Here is a 17953-nt window from a genome sequence, read left to right as displayed (position 1 = left end):
CTCTTTCTCCATCAAACGATGATTGACCACTCCGAATCTACCGACCCGCATTCCATTGTTATTCCCGCCGCGACTACGGATGAGATGCTGCATGCGCTCAGCGCCTCACTCATCATGCAACAGGCCACGGTTAACCTCATGGCGGGGCTGCTGGTGCAAGTGTACTGCCAGGTGACCCAGGTGCCCATCGAAGCCGGGGAGGCCCTGCGCGAGCGGCTCTTTTCTATGGGCGTCGCTTCGGCTAATGAAGGCTTTATCGGGTCTCTACAGGAACGCCAGCAGCAGGTGAAAGACATGCTGTTTCACTAATCCTTCTTTTCTACTCTTCCCCCTCCCTACCATGAGTGACGTCGGCGTTGTTTATAAATTGGATATGACCGAGGCGTTCGCCGCCCTGGATAAGCTGGCGGCCCGCGACGAAGCGTTCCGGGAAAGCGTGGTACGGGGCGAACAGGAACGCCGAAAAAGTATGGTCGATGCGGCGCGTGCCAGTATCGAGGCCCAGCAAACCGAGGCCACTGCGCTGCTTGCTGCCAACCAAAAAAGGCAACAGGCAGTGCAATTGGTCAAGGCGCTCACTGCTGCCCAGAATGAGCTGATAGCCGCGCAGCTCAATGCGCGTAACTCCTCCGAGCGAGAGGCAGCTAACAAAGCCCTCAATGACAATATCCGGCAGGTCAAAGCAGCCCGCGCCGAAGTCAAGCAGCTGGACGAGCTCGTGGCTCAGGCTACGGAGCAGGCCCGACAGGAAACGGAGAAGCTGACGGCTGCCAAGCGGCAGGCAGCGGATGCAACCAAGGCAGAGGCCGCCGCCGGCAAGCAAGCCGCCGCCGCGGCAAAAGAGCAGGAGAAAGCTGCAGCAGCAGCAGCGAAAGAGGCGGATAAACAAGCCCGGGCCGCCAGTGTACTTGGCCGCCTGGAGGCGCAACTGCTCGATTTGACGGAGCGCCGGGCCAAAGCGCTGTCGGGTAGTGAAGCGAAAGGTTATAACAAGCAGATAACGGATGTGACCAACCAGATCAAGGGGTTAAAGTCCGCTGGTGGGACTAACGTCACGGGGGGCTTCTTTTCCTCGTTGTTAGGCCAGGTCACGGGCGTAGCCGGCGGGCTGTTTACCTTGGACAAGCTCTTTCAGGGATTCAAAGACGGCCTACGCAATGCAGCCGACATTGCCGGCGTCAAGGGTACGTTCAATGCCTTGGCCGGCGGGGCTGCCGCGGGAGCCTCCGAAGTACGCTTTCTGCGCAAGGAGACGGATGAGTTGGGCCTGGACTTTATATCTACGGCCAATTCCTACAAGCTGCTCTACGCCGCCGGGAAGGAAGCAAATCTGGCTACTTCAGACACTCGCAGCATCTTCGAAGGGATTGTGGCCGAGGGCAAAGTGCTGGGCATCAGCAACGACAAAGTAGCTTCTTCCCTGCGCGCCGTTAGTCAGATGCTGGGCAAAGGAACTGTCAATGCCGAAGAGTTCCGGGGGCAGTTGGGGGACGTGTTGCCGGATGCGGCAGCCATTGCCGCGCGCGCGCTGGGTGTTACGACTGAGCAGTTCGATGTGATGCTGCGCAAGGGCCAGATCGTTTCTAGGGACTTCCTGCCCAAGTTCGCGGCCGAGATGAAGAAGACTTATGGCGGAGCCAGCAAGGACGCTGCCATAGAACTGCAAGCCAACCTCAACCGGATTGAGAATGTGTACGTGAGTGTCAGTTCGACTGTCGTCGGGGCTTCCGCGCCACTGATTCGCGCGTTTGCCAACCTGTTGGAAGGCAACAAAGGGCAGGCCGAAATAGCCGAGCAGGCATCGGCTGCTTATGAACGGCAGAGCGCTGCTATTCAGAGTCTCAATAGTACCATTCCGCAGCTGGTGAAGCGTGGGGAGGAGCTCAGTGAGCGCACCAACCTCAATAAGGAAGAACAGGCTGAACTGGCAAAAATTATCGCGACGGTGGCTGACGCCATCCCCGGTGCCGTGACGAAGTTCGATGAGTACGGGAAGGCCCTGGGAATCAATACCGATGCCGTCGCGGCTTTCCTGCAAAACAACCAGAAGATCACCAACCGCGCCCGGGAAGTTGCCCTTCGGGAGAACCGTAAATTTCTAGATAGTCTGCTCAACCAGCAACAAGGCGTGGTGGACCAACTCAACGACGTCGTAATGGTCGAAGGGGTGGCTCGCTTGCAAAAGGCTGAAACGCTGGCCGTCGAGGGGGTATCGGTTGAGTACAAAACGCCTTTTGGTACGCAGGAGGAATCCGACGCCAAGACCAAGGAGTTGAACCAGCTCAACCTGGAGCTACTGACCAAAATCGCCGATACACGCGCCCTGTTGGATAGTTATGCAACGGGCGGGAAAGTGAATAAAGGCGACGCAGGTACAGTCAGAAACCTGTCGATCATTCTGGAGCTGCAAACCAAGATCAAGGACCTGACCGCCAAACGGGACGCCGTCACACCGGGGGCCATTACCAAGGATAACCCCAACGGTGGTGGAGTGTCAAAGATCCAGGAGTACAACCAGCAGCTGGAGGAGCTGCAGAAGCAGTTGGACGCGCTGCTGGGCAAATCAGAGAAGGGATTGAAGGATCTGCTCAGCAAACGCACCGCTGCGTTAAAAGCCCTGTTGGAAGAGCAGAAACGCCTGCGGGGTGAATTTGAACGGGCGGAACTACAGAGCCTCAAGGATGCCGGCCAGGCCCGCGCGCAGGAGCAATTACGGCAGGACTACAACGCCGTTGCGCAGATCGAAAAGAACCTCAAAGAGCGGGAGGCAGCTTACCGCAAAGTAGGCGGCACCGGCAGTCAGGCTGACGGACTGATCGATTCGAAGGATCAGGAGCGATTGGACGGACTGCGCATGCTGGCTGTGCAGCGCTTCCAAGAGGAAATCGAACGTATCAACCGGGAGAACAGCCGGCGCATCCTGGAACTGCAGAAGGATTCGGATGCAAAGGAACTGGCCCAGTTGCGCGCCAAGTTTGCGGAGCAGATTCGGGAGGTCGAGCAGTCGGGTACCGGCCTGCAGGCTGCCCTGGACAAAGCCTTGCTGAATGGCAACCAGGTGCAAATTGACGCGCTGGCCAGCGCAAAAGCAAGCAGTGATCAGCTCCTGGACTCTTTGCGGGAAGCGCAGGCCGAGCAGGAACGGTTGCTGCTTCGGGCGCAGGCGCTGAAGGATATCGATATGCGGCAGCAGCTCAAAGTAGATGGGGTCAATGCCGGGGTACCTATGGTCGAGCAAGCAGTGAACGTGACAGCCGACGATACCAGTGCGGCCCAGGCCAACGCGGCTGAGCGGCTGAGCTTCGTGCAACGCTTGATGGACAAGCTGTATACGTTGGAAGTAGATGGCGAGAAGAAGCGCCAGAAGGCTATCCTGCAGGCGCAGATCGACGGCAATCAAGAGCGCATGCTCCAGTATGAAAATGATTATAGCGAACAGGCTATTGGCATAAAGTCCAGCTTGGCGGCGATGCAACAGGGGCTGTACGACCAGCTCAATGCCATCGGGGAGGTTGAAACCAAGAAGATGAAGAAGCTGGATCTACTGGAATTGTTGGGCGTTGCTCCCGCTGATCGGGAAGAGGTCAAGGTTGCTATAGCCAATGTAGCTGACGCAGTTACTTCGGGGCTGACGCAGATCTACCAAACGCAACAGCAGCAAGCCGAGAACCGCGCCAATAGTGCCACTACGGCCATTTCCGAACTCAGCTCCCAATTACAGGCTGAAGTAGCCCTGCGCAAGGAAGGCAGTGCCAGTAATATCGCCACCCTTCGTGAGCAGATACAGGAGCAGAAGAAAGTGAGAGCTGAAGCGGTCAAAGAGCAGCGCAAAGCGGCTCAGGCGCAGGTGGTGATTGATACCCTCACACAAGGCAGCAGCGTCGCTACAGCAGCAGCTCAAGCGCTGGCGGCGCTCACTCCTCTAGGGCCCTTTGGCTTCCTGTTGGGTATTGCGGCGGCTACCACCATCGTAGGGGCCTTCACGGCAGCGAAAGTAAAAGCATTCCAGGCGGCCGGTAAATCTGGTAACGACGGTGGTGGGGGCTTCTTCAAAGGCGGGTACACCGGCGACGGCGACAAACACACAGAGTCAAACAAACTGGGTGATCGGGGCTATACCTACCACAAAAAGGAGTTCGTCATGAACAACGAACTCACCAGCCAGTACCGCTACGCCCTGCTGGAGCCCCTGCATCTGGGGCGGCCTCAGGATATTGACTGGCAGGCTCCACAAATGAAGGCACTCCTTCCGGATCTGGAATTGCCGAAGAAGCTGCAACAGGAGCGGCAAGCAGCTATCGAGCAACGACTTACTGTACAATTCGCGCCCATGCAGGCGCAATTTCAAGCCATGCAGCAGGAGCTGGCAGCTATCAAGAAGCATGTTGGCGTTACAGCCGCACGCCCCGACGTAGTAGCCATGCCCGACGGGTCTACTATGCAGATAGACCCAGTTACGGGGAGTAGCGTGCGCCGCTACACGGAGGGTGCGAAAGTGCCGGGAGTTGCGTAAAGGGCTTGCGACGTGTAAAAAGCCGGCAAACTTCCGGCCGGGAGTAAAGTCGCCTTTTAGGTGGGTTTTTCCTACTTCGAACCGCTTTATCACAATACAGCTCTGGAATCCTTTCTTACCTTTGAGGCATTACGCATACGGTGGAGTTCACTCCCCACCTTGCCACCTTACTGGGTACCGTAAAAAGAAACGCCGGCCTGTTGCGAGCAGGACGGCGTTTTGAAGAAGTAGGTGGGGAAACACCTAATCTTCTACCCTATGAAGAAGCGGCGTAAAATCGCAGGGACCGGCACAGCCCGGCCCTGCGTCCTGCTAGAGCTTGCGAAAGCAGCTGTATCAGGCATTATGCGTGCAGTGGCCACCGTTTGGATAAACGACCACTGGTAAGAGAGTAAGCGGGGGCGTCCTTCGGGGCGTTCCCGCTTATTTGTTTCCGATTGCCACTTGCTACCGGATTAAAGCATGTAGAGCTTTAAACGTGTTGCAAAGGTCAGAAAGTTGCGGAATAAGTCAATAGTCTTTGACCATTATTTTATCTGAACGGGGTTCTGAGAACCTTAACGACGTTACAAAGTCACTATCAGCAGCGGTAGTCGGGTTAAAAAGACACATTGCGACTTTATTAGTGTGTCCCCACCCTATGTTGACCACACTGGAGACAGACAGCCCTATTTCTGAGTAGAATGCAAAAACCCGCTTGGAGGCCAAGTAGGCTTTCTTTGCCCAGCAGCGTTACCTATTAATCGGCTGCTAGTGCGGGGTATGCGGTAATCTGCCTTAAATAATAGATGGGTCTCTCATCTCCCATCGGAAGCAAGAACGCTGCCCGCTTACCGTAGGAGTAAACCCGGAGGGAAGCCTCCTCAAAATTGACTTGCAAACTGGCAACAGGACAACCTATCAGTTATCTTGAAGAAGGTAGGTACAAAAACGTCCCACTCGTTGCCGGGTGGGACGTTGTGTTGCAAGAGGTGCCGCTCTATTCATCCGGCCACACACCTGTAAACCGGATAAGCGAGGCAAACCTACCGAATCCAGCTGGAAATAATCATCGTTCAGTAGGTTGCCGACATGGGATTCGGGTTGTATAGCACAGGGGATTTCCGGATTTCTGGAGGATTTCCATCGGAAATCCGGTGAAAACCCTCCAGAAATCCAGGTGGATTTCCAAAATAGCAGCGAGGAAATCCACCTGGATTTCCTCAGGCCTCTACTCGTTTCAGCAGCCGCTGGACGGACATGGAAAAGAACTCCTTTCCACGTCGGGTGCGGTAGCCGGACTCGTTCAGCTCCCCGGCAATCTGCTGCAGCGTGTGGCCCTGCGCCTGCAGCAGCGAGGCCAGCCGGGCGGCCTGGCGATTTGCCTGATGGGTACGAGCATTCTGCTGGCGCACCTCCTTCCCCCTGGCCACCGCCTCGGCCGTCAGGTTGGCCGGCGTACCGAGTTTGGCCCCGCGGGCTTTCTTGGCCGCCAGCGCATCCTTGGTGCGTTTACTAATGGTCTCCCGCTCGTGCTGGGCGATGACGGCGAACAGGCCCACCGTGAGCGTATTGGCATCGGGCATGTCGCAGCACACGAAGTCCACGCCCGAGTCGCGCAGGGCGAAGATGAAGCCGGCGTTACGGGAGAGGCGGTCGAGCTTGGCGATGAGCAGCGTCCCCCCTACCCGGCGGGCCTCGGCCATGGCGGCCGCCAGTTGGGGCCGCTGGTTCTTCTTGCCGCTCTCCACTTCTACGAACTCTTCTCCCAACTGCCCCCCTCCTACCGCGAAGCTGTGCACGGCCGCGCGCTGGGCTTCCAGGCCCAGGCCGGACTGGCCCTGCTTGAGGGTCGAGACCCGGTAGTAGGGAATATACTTCTTCATAGTGGGGGCGGTAGGGAGAAAACGGACCACAAGATACCCTTTATAACGTTTTCTAAACGAGCGTTTGGAAAACGTTATAAACCCCAAAGACGAGGTGCCTCTACGGGCTGGTGAAGGAACTCAACCCGCAGCTGGAGCAGGAAGCGCAGCGCCAGGTGGCCCAGCAGCGCATCCACCAGGCCGGGCAGCAGCACAGCCGCGGCGGTGGAATGGGCATGTGATTAGCCTTTGCTATGGATTGAACATGCCCCAGCTTAAGTATGCCCGAATAGAGAATATATAGCTTCCCCATAGGAGAATGGGTAGCACACAGAGCAGGAATTTTATCGTGGGAGCAGTTGGGAAGGTTGGTAGAGTTGAATTCGTCCGCAGCAGTGCCCTTCCCGTCCAATAGCTACTAAGCAGAACAAGAGTTGCTGGCAGAACTGCTAGAAGTAAAGGCCAACTGAGTTTCGCATCTTCAACAATCCCGGCTATGAAGACCAAACTATAAGGCAACAGTAGCAAGCAGCCTACTGAGCCCAAGTACAGGCCTGCTTTCATGTGATAAACCAGTACAGGAACTGCTATCACAAACAGCATCATTGCGCCAACCAGCGCCAGAATGGGTACATAGCTTGCAAACCCAGCTGAGACGCCATAGTAGAGCATTATGAGGTAGAAAGTCAAAAGCCCCGCTAGCAAATACCCGATATAAATTCTCATTTCTCTTACTATAAAATTTATAGTACCTGTCGCAGAAATATTCTATGTGAATAGCGAGAATGAAGCAGGCCTAAATTTACTCTTATTCCAAGGCAGCGGGTATAACTTGCTTATGTTAAGGGACGATTCCCAGACAAGCGCAGGACTATTTGCACTTCTCCACTGCCCCTAAAATCCTGTTTAACTAGGCCCGGGAAAGGCCGTGGTTGCGAGTTTACGAAACTCATCCCCTCGGCCCGTTTCGTAAACGTTGAATCGTAGACGAGTTTCTTAAACTCGCCGAGCGCTGCAGCGCCCTACTGGCACCTGGTGCGGGGCAGTTGCTCGCCGTTTAAGAAAGGGAGCGTTACTTTACTGCCATGGACCACTTAGAAGCATTCTTACAGTCTTTCGTAACCAAACGAAGCAAAGAACGCTGGTTGCTGGCGCTGGCGAAGGTCAAGAAAAACGAAAACTTGCTGCGAGGAATGGATGCTCTTTACCGAGACTTGGACGAGCAATTTTGCATTCCTGTACCAAACGGAAGCCAACAACAGGAAATCGATTTTGTGCGGCAAGCACTCCGCAAATACAAGCTCACGAACTGCTATGTGCTGTCCGCTGATGACAGTTTTCATCAGCAAACTTTGCCTATTGAGGAGGCACTGCAGCGCATACTAGGCACTAATTCAACCTCTATTCTTTCCTTTATCCCCGGAAGGGTAGCCTTGTTTGAAGGCCATTCGACCGGAGACAGATACTTGTGTGTTCGAGAAGTATAGGGCACAGCCCACGTGTGCAGTGAAACGGTGGTTTAAAAAAGGCAGGGCTTTACATGCCTATCCCACCGTCACAGTTGTGCTACTGTCCGGTCTAGTGGATGCGTTGTTAGACCATTTGACACTGCCCCTCCTCTCCAGTTGTGGGGTAGGTGGTAGCAAAGGGCTATCGCAACGGCTCTTGTAGTAACTCAGTGTTACTCATGTTATGCGTGTTATAATGACTTATAAAAAGTGGTTTTTCACGATTAGCGTAGTCCTTGCATTTTTAGGAATAACCCCCCTGGATTGCGATCTGCCTTCACTTTTTCGGTTTTGAGCTTGTATATGAACTTGAACAACTCATCCACCAGCTTGCTTGAACTCAGTATCTGTTGCACAAGTTCGGGTTGTGCTATACCAAGCGTATCCAGGTGCTGATGGGCTAGTTGGGTGCGTGTGTCGTCGTGGGTGTCGGTAAACGGAATCGGGAGTTGCTGAGGCTGTTGCTTCCGCACGTAGAAGCGTACGCCAGTGAAGGCCCTCCCCTTCTTTTGCAGCTGGTAGTCAATCTGCAGGTCGGTATGCTCGTTGATCTGGCGCACGGCAATGTCCAGCACCCGGGCCTTGAGTTGGCTGATATTCTGAAACTGCTCCGGTTCTTTGCCGGTAGGATCCTTGAGCTTCAGCATTAACTTGAACTCATCCAGCTCATATGCTTTGGTTTCCCCAATATCCTTCCACTGCGAGGCCAGTTGGTAGATGCGTTTAGCATACTTGCTGGTCAGCTTGAGCGCCGAGTGCAGTTGATACGACGTGAAGTTGTCCTTCAATTCGTAGAGGTAAGGCCGTATATGGCGGGATAACTCAATCTCTAGGTACCCTTTGCCCTTGATGTACTCTACTTTCTGAAACATCCATATCTGTTTGTACACCTGGGCATTCTCTACCTCGAACATGCGGGAGCCCATGTCGGCTGTTGCTTCACGCAGTTGCTGGTAATTCCAGGTTCTGCCCGTCAGGTTCTCAATATCCTTTACGTAGATACAGTACTGTGTATCGAGGCTGTCGTCTTTCTTGAGCTTGGAGAGTACGTAGAACAGGATATCCAGCTGGCAGGCAGAATAGTCGTAGCGCGCCGTGGTGATGGCGTTGTGCTGACGAATGGCCAGCGAGGTCAGCGGAGTAGTATCTTGTTGCATAGGGCTAACGAATGGTTAAATATATCAAAAGAGATGGTATAAAAACCACTGATACTTTTAGACGTGGTTTTACGCTTATAAAACGTGGTGGATAGGCTTATAAAACGTGGTTTTACGCTTATAAAACGTGCGTTTACGCTTATAAAACGTGGTATAAAACTTATAAAACGTGGTTTTATACTCTTATATGCTTCTGTATATCAACGAGTTACGATCCCTGCAAATAGACAAATACTACAAGTTTTCACAATATTGATGTTAGTCTCTGACAAAAGCTTTCAAGATGTTGGTTCGACTTATAAAACGTGGTTTTTCAAAACGAGCAAAAAGCACCAAACCCGAGAGTAGATATGCGCGATTGTAAGTAGTGATTGCACTTTTATAAGTATTAGATGACTTATTAGTAGTTAATCTCACGTTTTATAAGTGAACTCTCTTAAAACCACGTTTTATAAGTACCTGACTTATCCTCCTGCCTCCAGTTTACCTACTGGAATGGCCAGAATGAGGTGACGTATCCCGTAGAGTATCAGTAACTGCAAAACCAATGCTACCAGATGAAGCAACACTAGTTTCGGTTGACGTTGTGCGAGTTTCACAATGGACAAGACCAGATTGGTAAGGACGATGGCCACAGAGATAGAACCAGCAAGTGCTACCAACACCAGTAATGAACCGAGGCCCTGAAGTCCAAGAAGACCAATAAGGATAGCTACTCCGAATGTGATGATAATAGCTAACAGAAAGTAAGCATTAAGCCTAAGCGGGGCGATATAAGCAGGGTTGATACGCATCGTACTAAGTAATCAAGTCAAGCATAAAGTAACTCAAGTATACAGACTAGAAGTTGAGCGATCAGGTTAAAGTAGATACGGTATGCTAAGCTTTCCATACTTCTTTGTGTAACATAAGTAATACTAGTAACACTCATAACAATAGTAACAGTGGGCTATCGCCATAACATGAATAACATGCAAATTCTGTTGTAGTATTGCTGCATGAGCAAGATCATCGCTTTTACCAACCAGAAAGGAGGCGTAGGCAAGACCACCTCTACTGCCAACATTGGCGCCGGGCTGGCCCGGGCAGGCTACAAAGTACTGCTTGTGGACCTAGACCCCCAGATCAATCTGACGAGTGGCTTGGGGCTAACTGAAGCCGAGTTCAACGTCTACGGGGCCCTGCTGCAGGAATACAAAGTAAAGGCCTATCCTATCCAGGACAACCTCGCATTGATTGCCGGCTCACCTGCCCTCTCTAGCTTCGAAAAGGTGAAGGGCGATGAGCTTGACCGTGAGTTTCTGCTTAAAGACTTGCTGGAGCCTTTGCTCGAACGGTGCGACTACGTGCTGCTAGATTGTCCACCCGCGTTGGGCTTGATTACCCTCAATGCCTACGCGTGCGCCAACGCCCTCTACATTCCCTTAGAAGCGCAATTGTATGCCACGGACGGGTTAGAGAAAGTACTGGAGATGGTGACCCGGGTGCAGCGTCGTCTGAATCCTACGCTAGTGGTAGGTGGGATCTTCTTCACCCGCTTTGATCCGCGGAAGGTGCTACGGCGGGAAACGGCGGAAGTCGTACGTGACAAATACCCGGACCTGGTACTCACCAGCACGATTCGGGAAACCATCGCCTTGGGGGAGGCACCCCACTTGGGACAGGATATTTTCACCTATGCGCCCACCAGTGCCGGCGCCATGGACTATGGGCACTTGGTGCAGGAAATTCTGACTCGTTAAGCATTCGACTATGGCCAAATCCTTCAAGCAACTCGCCACTAAACCGGAAGCACCGAAGCGCACTTCCGAAAAAGATATCCTTGATTTTCTGGAGCAGGACCAGCCTGCTTTATCCTCGGCTCCGGTAGTCGAACCAGTACTTGGTAACAGTAGTAACACTAAAGAGAATACTCGGAAAGATGCAGGTAGTAACATCAGTAACACAGTACTGACTTCAGAGAAAGCGGTAGCCAATGTTACCGGTGTTACTGATGTTGCCGATGACGATGTCGATGTGCGGCAGACGTTTATTGTTGGGCAGCGCTACTTGGATCGACTCAAGGATTACGTACACACCAAGCGTATGTCCGGGCAGTACGAATACACCCAAAAGCAAGCCTTGCATGATGCCTTGGATAAGCTCTTCGACGGAGCTACCATAGAGTCGCGCCCGGCTCATATTCGGCAGCAAGAGGAAACGCGTAAGCAACGTATTCGGCGGGGAATCCCTAAATAAGGGAACGGTAAGCTGCAGTTATAAGGATCCGAGGCGGGGGTGAAGCCGTACATATCTTTTGGTACTTTTCTTTACTGCTATGTCCAGCTCTTATTTTCCTGGTCCCTCTAGTTCCCTTTCCCCCGCTGAGCAGCAAGGCTGGTTGGCGCGCATGGTGGAAGCAGAATGTATCGTCGGTATCACAGAAGCGGGCATCCCGCAAGTGAGTGCAGAGACGCTCGGATTGTGGCAGCGATATGTGCAAGGAGAATTGACATTAGAGCAGCTTAGGATTCTGCAAGGCCATCGCTTAAGAAGGGACTCGCATTAAAGAATATAGACCGCCGCATAGGTGTAGTATAGAGATAGCAACTAATACACTTCCTTCGGAAGAGACTAATACTACACAGCAAGTAAGCCCGTTATAATGAAGCGGCCAGATCACCCTAATGTATAACCCACTACACATTGGAAGAATAGCAGCCCCCACTATTTATTCTTACGCTAACGCATTACGCAATGGCATTTGCTATCATTCGTGTCACGAAAATCGCCAGCCGTGAACAGGCGCAGAGTGCCGCCCACCACAACTACCGGACGCAGGATACGCCTAACGCCGACCCTGCTTTGCGACACCTCAACCACGAGCTGATCAATCACGAGCAGCGCAGTTACTGGGACTTAGCCACGGAGCGTATCGCTGAGCTACAGCTGCCACGCCTGCGCAAGGATGCGGTCCGGATAGTGGAAGTCTTACTCACCGCCAGCGAGGAGAAGTTTCCCAAGGATGCGGTAACCGGCCAGCGAGCCGACATCTGGAACTCAAAATGGGTACAGGACAATCTGGACTTTTTACAGAAGCGCTACGGCGCTCAGAACGTCATCGGCTGCATGCTGCACCAGGACGAGAGCACTCCCCACCTGCATGCTATGGTCGTTCCGATTACTCAGGAGCAACGCCTACATAAGGGTGAAAAGGTAGGGGCTACCGAGCGGCTATCGGCCCGGGATTTGTTCAGCCCCGTCGCCCTGCGTCAACTGCAAACCGACTACGCCCAAGCTATGGCGCCCTATGGCCTGAAGCGTGGTGTGATGTATAGCACCGCCATTCATGAGGATGTGCGCCGCTACTACGGGGCCCAGAAAACCAGCCAGCAGGAACTGGCGGAATTGACTAAGCCTTTGACCCACGTCCCCTTCCAGCTGCCGGCCATGAAGGCACTGGAGCGAGTCAGCCCGCAGGCATATCTGGAGCGGGAGCAGGCCCGGTTGAACGAACATGCCGCCCAACAGGTGGCCGCTGTCAACGCGAAGCTGGCGCAGGTCTCGACCATCGCTACGGCCAACATACTGGCGCAGGAACGGGTGCGCATTCTGGAAAAGCAGCTGGCCACCAGCAAGGAGCACGAGCAGCGGCTGGCGACGGCACTGCGCCAGCAAAACCAAGCACTTGAGACCAAGACGGAAGAATTGACTGCCCTGCGGGGACGGTTCCACCGATTAATCGTGCAGACGGCGCAGGCAGACCCGTTGGCCGCCAATCTAGCGGAGTGGGCTGGCAAACAGAAGGAGCAAAGCCGGCAGCGCGCGGAAGACGTGGTGGTCACAACACTGCAGGGCCCCATCACGGCGGTCAAGGATGTAAAGCAGGCGCTCCAGCAGAATGGCTTCACGATCAATAGAGACCCAGATGGGCAGCTGCTCGTACGGGAAATGCTAACTGCGGTGCGGTTTCCGCTCACTGACCTGCATCCCAACGGCCAGCCCATACATGAGCAAGTAGAGCAGGCTATCGAGCGTACCCGGGCCGAGCAACAGCAGGAGAAGAGGATGCAGATTGCGAATGATCCACGCTCGCTCAAGGCAACGATTACGGTGGTGGATCCTGAGAAGGCAGAGCGCATCCGGGCCGCGTTCGAGGAGGCCGGAGCCAGCGTGTGGCAGGTGCGCGTACTGGAAGACAAACGCACGTCACTCGGCGTGGCCTACAGCTTCGACTGGAAAACGATTGAGCAGATCAGCGCGGCGCTGAACAAGGCACAACGCTCCGAGGGAGTTGTCGTGGAGGAAACCTACGGGAACCAGGCCACACGTACGGGGGCGGTGCGTACGCTGGAGCGAGACCGGCAGCCCCCGAGCCGGGAACAAGGTATCTCGATGTAAACGGGTTAGCGGGGGATACGGGGCCGGCGCTTCCGTTCGGCGGGCAGTTGTGCCGTTGGGCTGGCCGGTGCCAGAGCAGGCGGTACGGGTGGTGCATCCGGAATGGATACGCTTTCTTCTTCATATAGCCGCCCCTGCATCAGGCGGGACAGCTCATCCGACTCAGAAGAAGGGGCCTTGCTGCTGCCACGCAGGGTGCGCTGCTGACTGGCCCGCCAGCGCAGGATGCTGTCGGCCAATTCCTCCACGGCCTGGGCAACGCCTTTGGGGAGCGTACCGGTGGAGGTAACTGGCAATACGGTGGACAGTGCCGCGGCGAGTTCGGTGACGAGGGCTTGCTTGAGTGGTTTCACCTGCCTACCTACTGGCAAATTCAAAACAGGTTGCACCCAGGCAAAAAGCCAATCTCAACGGCTTGTTCGTTCCTACCTCATACACGCAGTTTTCAAGCTGTATCGAGGGCTCACAGTCTCACTGGTATAGCTGGTTGCCCCGCCTTGCACTGTCATCTGCCGGCAGCTGCTACGGGCTGCCTCGGTGGTATCTGTAGGGATATCACCGAGGCAAGTCACAGTACAATGCATTAGTCTTTTCCACCACCCAGCATACTGAGCTTGTAGCCCAGGCCAAAACCAATCCATGGCTTGTTCGCATATACCCAGCGTCCAGACCGACCAGTTACAGGGTGGTCTGCCCCGAAGAATAAACCGAAGCTTATGTCGCGATAGGAATACATCGTGGCCAGCGCCGTGGTAATGCCCATCTCGTCTGATTTAGTTTTGACTTCGTTCCGCGTGTTGGTAGAGTCGATGGAAATAATCGTAGGCGAGAGCATAAACCCAATCGTAAAGGCCGCGCTATTGTGGTTGCGCTCTTTATCGGCGTAGAAGCGGGTACGGCCCCACTTGCGCCCGATATACAGGCCGGCACTGATGTCGGATAGCAGTTGGTTGGAGACAATCTTGCTGGTGTTGCCGAAACGGTATTTGAACGGAACGGTGGCAGCCCCGATTTCCGTGGCAGCATAGGGAATGGAAACGTAGCTAACGGCTGTGTTTAACTGCTTGCGCTTGCCAACCGTCGTATAGTAGTAATACGTCTTCGTGCCAGTTGCGTCTGGGTGGTCACCCAACAAATCAGCTGCTTTCACGCAGGTAGCACAATTCTGTGCTGGATCAGGGTTACTAGTGATACCCCAAAAATCAATCATCAGGGTATCGCCTTGTGGCTTAACGTCAGCTCTGAGCTTTTTACTGTGGAGTACTCGATCTTCGTCAGTTCGCGTGGTAGCCCCTGTTTTAGGCTTTGTGACTGTGGCGTACTTTAAAGCAAGACTAGAGCCGTGCTTGGGCTGTTTCAGAATTTTATAATGAAAGCCGCTTTTAAGCTGAGCCTTGGCTTGGTAAGTGTTCAGGCAGGCACTTATCAAGAGAATCGAAAGTAGAGTTGTTTTCATAGCAACAAGAGGGTGGATTGATTTAACTAAATAGAATAAATTATATACAATATTATATCCGTGCTAGCCCGTATTTTTATGGCCATTTTCTGCGGGCTGGTACGGATGACTCCTAGTCGAAGAGTCAAGGATTCTTCAGACCAGCAGTTGTAGAGGCTGGAAAAGTAAGCGTCCCGACCAGATGGCCGGGACGCTTACTTTTATGATTATGAGCAGGGGATTTAGTGCACAACCTGTATAGTCGTGCGCACTGGTTTTTTCCCTGCTTCAGCAGGCGTCACAAGTTGGTACAGACCAGCCGGTAAGTCCTGTACATCCAAGGTCGTCGTCTTCTGGTTCGCGCGTACTTTCCGCGCTACATTTCCCCGGCCATCGAGCAGATAGATGAACCCGGTAGTGGAAGGGGTTGTAACCTCCACGTTGAGCGTTGCTGCCGCCGGGTTGGGGTAAGCAGGTGTAGTGGACGTAAAATATGGGTCTTCTCCACCACTACAGCCGCCGGGCGGGCAACCTGGTACATGCAGGTATTTATATGCTGTAGGGGAAACGTTGCCACAGGAGTTACTGGCTACCACGGTCGTGTGATACCAGGTTTCGCCGATCAAACCCAATACGAAAGTGGAGAAGCCAAAACCATCGTCGTTCACCGACATGATTCTATTGTCTGCAGGATTGCCATTTTGCAGATTCAGCGTGAAGAATTCGACACCGGGTGTGTTAAGAACCTTGATGTTGAAAGTGGCATTGCTGTTAGACGTGTTAGGCGTTTGTTGCACTAAGTAAAAAGTAGGTGCATCCGTCAAGGCCGGACAAGGCGGGCACACGTTGACCTTAACCGATGTGGTGTGGGTACTGCCATCTGGTAGCCGGACCGTTAATGTATAAGTAGTTGTGGTAGCAGGTTGGACGTTCCACTGCAGAGTAGTTGCTTGTACTGTAGCGTTTCCACTTTGGCGCCACGCATAGGTTGCTCCTGGAATCGCGCAGCCTTCGCCAAGTTGAACCCCCGTACTTGAGCAGGCCCGGTCGGGACCAGCGGTAGGTATCTTGTATAGTTCAACGTCGTCTACCAATATATAGGTATTGACAAGATTAGTACCTACTGGCTGAGCATAACCAGTTGGGTTGAACATGCCTATTGTAACCCTGTTTTCCGTGCCTGATGCCGTGAACTGTCCGCTAACTAAGCGCCAATCGTTGAGGCTTGTATTCGTTCTCGCAATAGGTCCACTTAGAACAGTTGGACCATTGATTGTGATAAAGTCTCTGAACCCATTATTTGCGGTCGGTTGACCATTGGAGAACAATAAACCAAATCCATTGCTCACGGCACTGTTAGCGGCAAGTGTGTTGCTGGATAGCTGCGCCTGAAACTGAGCATAATACCGGCTTCCTGCAGTAAGTGTCGGAATTGCGGCGTTTATGTATTCAGATACGTCATCAAAACCGGTATTGCCCCCCCTACGTGAGAACAGACCTACCGCGCCTACCCCTGAGAAGGGGCTAAAACTTGCGTAAGCACCTGTAGCTGGGCGTATGTTTGCTATGGTGCCATTGTTCGCGTAATATTCAGGGGTAGCTTGAGAATTAGAAGACCAAGATTGCAATTCTGAAGCGGCAATAGGAGCTTGGTCTCCAGGCCATCCTGGTACGCCTCCACCTAGGTTGTTCAACTGGGTTGGACCCGTGCTGCCAGTTGTCTGTGATTCAAAATCGCCGTTTGGGATGAGTTCGCATGGCCCTTTCATTATAGTTGTAGGACGAGTTACAACTAATGGAGGTACGCTTGGTTTACTAGCGCTTCGACGTTGCTGGAGAAGCTTTTTAGCCCAAGGTTCATCCTCCTGTGCATAGGCAGTATGCTGCCCCAGCACTAAGCTACTGGTCAATGCCAAAGCAGAAATAGCTTTGAAGAATAGAGAGTGTTTCATGATTATAGAATGGAAAGGAGTGGAGGATGCGTAAACCTACCCTTCCTTTATAGCCAACTCAAGGACTTATTGCGCTACATTGTGACATTCAGATAATATGGTATAAATCATGGCTTTCACGCGGGGTTGTTCTTCTGACCAAAGTGCTACTGAGAAGTCAGTAGCACTTCATAAGTCACTGCAATCCCAGGCCACGCGCCTCACCCGTACCGTTCACCTTCGTCGCGTAGGTGCACCGGTTCGTCGCCGAGCAGCTCTCACTACTGTGGTAGACCTCCGTGCGGCCGTTGTTGCAGATGTACACCTTCGGCCCTGCAGAAGCTCTCGGAGTTGTCCGACGTGCGGCCGGCCGGGCTGCAGCTGCTTGCGGTAGTGCAGCCCGGACCTCCACGGCGCTCACGTTCGTGTAGTCCGCTCCGCCGGCGGCCTCCACCAGCGACCAGTCCACCGACTCGGCCGTGACGTCCTGCTGCTGCTCGACCAGATACTCGGACTTGACGTAGCCCAAGTGCTCCTCGATCTGTACTTTGCTCCAGCCGTCGGGGCGCTCGGTGAGGACCGTTACCCGACTGGCACCGTCGATCTTGGCCAAGGCTAGTGCATAGGCAGACGGGAGTGCGCGTAGGGTAAGAGAGGAGGCGTTGACGTAACGGTAGGGCTGGGCTTGCTCCTGGAGTTCCACCTGAGCCGTGGTGTCGGCTTCTTGGGCGGAGAGAGCAAAGGGGAGCAGGCACAGGAGCCAGAGGAGTAGGTGTTTCTTCACGGAAGGATAGGGTTGTCTGAGCCCTAAGATAGAAGAAGCCCCGGCCGGATGGTCGGGGCATTGGGTTTTGAAGGAACATATCCATCCAGCAGTCAACTGGGCAGGATCACATGGCTATTTAGTACTGTACTCAGTTCGGCAAAAGCTTTATCCCACGTTTCACTCGAAACGCATTTAACCTCGACATAGCGTCCCCCTTTTAAGTATGCACGAATCACATATACTTGCCCGTCAGGAGTGATATATCCCTTATACTGGTCCCGATTGTCTTCCGTGATATCGATGGTATAGCGTGCGATAGAACTGATTTCTGCTGTGTTGAATATGGAAGCAGCATGCGTGCCCATCTGAATGAAGGGAGGTATGGAAGACGTGCTGGGAGCCGTTGGCGTTTTCATATA

13 protein-coding genes and 1 pseudogene are annotated in these 17953 nt (G+C 53.5%); 6 read left to right on the top strand and 8 right to left on the bottom strand.

Annotation, left to right across the window (positions count from 1 at the left end; translation table 11 throughout):
• The first annotated feature begins 18 nt into the window (after positions 1-18).
• Positions 19-309, top strand: coding sequence for a hypothetical protein (locus HSW_RS00070; protein ID WP_044000266.1), 291 nt, complete (start codon positions 19-21; stop codon positions 307-309).
• A gap of 31 nt (positions 310-340) precedes the next feature.
• Positions 341-4513, top strand: coding sequence for a tape measure protein (locus HSW_RS00065; RefSeq protein ID WP_044000265.1), 4173 nt, complete (start codon positions 341-343; stop codon positions 4511-4513).
• A gap of 1202 nt (positions 4514-5715) precedes the next feature.
• Here HSW_RS00065 and HSW_RS00060 read toward each other — a convergent pair.
• Positions 5716-6378 carry a recombinase family protein gene (locus tag HSW_RS00060; RefSeq protein WP_044000264.1) on the bottom strand — a complete coding sequence of 221 codons (663 nt, stop codon included), beginning with the start codon at positions 6376-6378 and terminating at the stop codon, positions 5716-5718.
• Between the two features lie 1064 nt (positions 6379-7442).
• On the opposite strand from HSW_RS00060, the gene HSW_RS00050 reads away from it, so the two are divergent.
• A complete protein-coding gene (locus HSW_RS00050; RefSeq protein ID WP_044000262.1) occupies positions 7443-7844 on the top strand; it encodes a hypothetical protein in 402 nt (133 codons plus the stop codon).
• 245 nt (positions 7845-8089) lie between these two features.
• Here HSW_RS00050 and HSW_RS00045 read toward each other — a convergent pair whose 3' ends face one another.
• Together HSW_RS00045 and HSW_RS00040 are read right to left on the bottom strand one after the other, a co-directional pair.
• Positions 8090-9022, bottom strand: a complete 933-nt coding sequence (locus tag HSW_RS00045; protein ID WP_044000261.1) for a replication initiation protein — start codon at positions 9020-9022, stop codon at positions 8090-8092.
• Positions 9023-9486: 464 nt separating this feature from the next.
• Positions 9487-9816 carry a hypothetical protein gene (locus HSW_RS00040; RefSeq protein WP_044000260.1) on the bottom strand — a complete coding sequence of 110 codons (330 nt, stop codon included), beginning with the start codon at positions 9814-9816 and terminating at the stop codon, positions 9487-9489.
• 204 nt (positions 9817-10020) lie between these two features.
• Here HSW_RS00040 and HSW_RS00035 point away from each other — a divergent pair, with 204 nt between their 5' ends.
• From HSW_RS00035 to mobV, 3 genes and pseudogenes are all read left to right on the top strand, one after another.
• Positions 10021-10764, top strand: a complete 744-nt coding sequence (locus HSW_RS00035; RefSeq protein ID WP_044000259.1) for a ParA family protein — start codon at positions 10021-10023, stop codon at positions 10762-10764.
• A gap of 10 nt (positions 10765-10774) precedes the next feature.
• Positions 10775-11260 (top strand): hypothetical protein, encoded by a 486-nt coding sequence (locus HSW_RS00030; protein WP_044000258.1) that lies wholly within the window; start codon positions 10775-10777, stop codon positions 11258-11260.
• Between the two features lie 498 nt (positions 11261-11758).
• A pseudogene (gene mobV, locus HSW_RS25115) lies at positions 11759-12361 on the top strand (MobV family relaxase); the annotation flags it as partial.
• Positions 12362-13407: 1046 nt separating this feature from the next.
• On the opposite strand, the gene HSW_RS00020 reads toward mobV, so the two are convergent.
• The 5 genes from HSW_RS00020 to HSW_RS23900 form a co-directional block, all read right to left on the bottom strand.
• A complete protein-coding gene (locus HSW_RS00020; RefSeq protein WP_044000256.1) occupies positions 13408-13755 on the bottom strand; it encodes a hypothetical protein in 348 nt (115 codons plus the stop codon).
• A 230-nt stretch (positions 13756-13985) separates the two neighbouring features.
• Entirely contained in the window at positions 13986-14858 is an 873-nt protein-coding gene (locus tag HSW_RS00015) for a hypothetical protein (RefSeq protein ID WP_044000255.1), read from the bottom strand.
• Between the two features lie 221 nt (positions 14859-15079).
• On the bottom strand, positions 15080-16789 hold the full coding sequence (locus HSW_RS23905; RefSeq protein ID WP_155832723.1) for a T9SS type A sorting domain-containing protein: 1710 nt from the start codon (positions 16787-16789) through the stop codon (positions 15080-15082).
• 175 nt (positions 16790-16964) lie between these two features.
• A complete protein-coding gene (locus HSW_RS00010; RefSeq protein ID WP_044000254.1) occupies positions 16965-17552 on the bottom strand; it encodes an SH3 domain-containing protein in 588 nt (195 codons plus the stop codon).
• A 92-nt stretch (positions 17553-17644) separates the two neighbouring features.
• Positions 17645-17950 carry a hypothetical protein gene (locus tag HSW_RS23900; protein ID WP_155832729.1) on the bottom strand — a complete coding sequence of 102 codons (306 nt, stop codon included), beginning with the start codon at positions 17948-17950 and terminating at the stop codon, positions 17645-17647.
• Between the last annotated feature and the right edge of the window lie 3 nt (positions 17951-17953).

This window comes from Hymenobacter swuensis DY53, from assembly GCF_000576555.1.
Classification (GTDB): Bacteria; Bacteroidota; Bacteroidia; order Cytophagales; family Hymenobacteraceae; genus Hymenobacter; species Hymenobacter swuensis.
The sequence above is the reverse complement of the archived record's forward strand: the minus strand, read 5'-3'. Positions and strand labels throughout refer to the sequence as shown.